Below are 784 nucleotides of genomic sequence, written 5' to 3' on the forward strand. Positions count from 1 at the left end.
TGCCGGCGTCACCGACCAGACGACGTAATAGCCGACGAAGATCGCCAGGATGAAGATGGCGAAGCGGAAGACAAAGGGATCGATGGCGCCGCCGGACAAAGCGTGCGCGGCATCGCCCGCGGCATCAGCGCCGCCGGGAGCACTGGCCAGGTTCTGTACCGCAAGCCGGACCGCGGCGGACGCCTGATCGAGCTGGTCGAGGGCTTTCTGCAAGGTCTGATCCATCACGCGATCCCTTTCGGCTTGGACGAGGGCGGCTTTGCAGCGGGCGATTTGGCAGCGGCCGGTTTCTTGGGTGCGGCTTTCTTCGGCCCGGCTGCGTCGGCAACCATCGTCTTGGCCGGGATTGCGGCCGGTTCGACATGGGGTTGTCCCGCCGCTTTGGCAAAAGCCGGATGCACGACCTTGCCGCCGTCGGTCAGCATGGTTGCCTTGACCAGATCGTCGTCGCGGTTGATGGCGAGCGTTTTGGTGGTCTTGTCGACCAGCGTCTCGACGAAGGCGAACAGGTTGCGGCCATAAAGCAGCGAGGCGGAAGCAGCGACGCGGCCCGGCACGTTGAGATGGCCAACGATCTTGACGTTGTTGGCGGTGGTCACGACCTGACCCGGCACCGCGCCCTCGACATTGCCGCCGCGCTCGACCGCGAGGTCGACCAGCACCGAACCCGGCTTCATCGAGGCGACCATGGCCGCCGACACCAGTTTCGGCGCTGGCCGGCCCGGGATCAGCGCCGTGGTGATGACGATGTCCTGCTTGGCGATATGCTCTGATGTGAGTGCCG

At 65.4% G+C, this 784-nt stretch carries 2 pseudogenes; both read right to left on the minus strand.

Annotated elements, in window-relative coordinates:
• A pseudogene (locus EN993_RS36405) lies at positions 1-228 on the minus strand (NAD(P) transhydrogenase subunit alpha); the annotation flags it as partial.
• A pseudogene (locus EN993_RS36410) lies at positions 225-784 on the minus strand (NAD(P)(+) transhydrogenase (Re/Si-specific) subunit alpha); the annotation flags it as partial. The pseudogenes EN993_RS36410 and EN993_RS36405, both read right to left, overlap by 4 nt.

This window comes from Mesorhizobium sp. M7D.F.Ca.US.004.01.2.1 (assembly GCF_003997785.1).
In the GTDB taxonomy this organism is placed as follows: domain Bacteria; phylum Pseudomonadota; class Alphaproteobacteria; order Rhizobiales; family Rhizobiaceae; genus Mesorhizobium; species Mesorhizobium loti.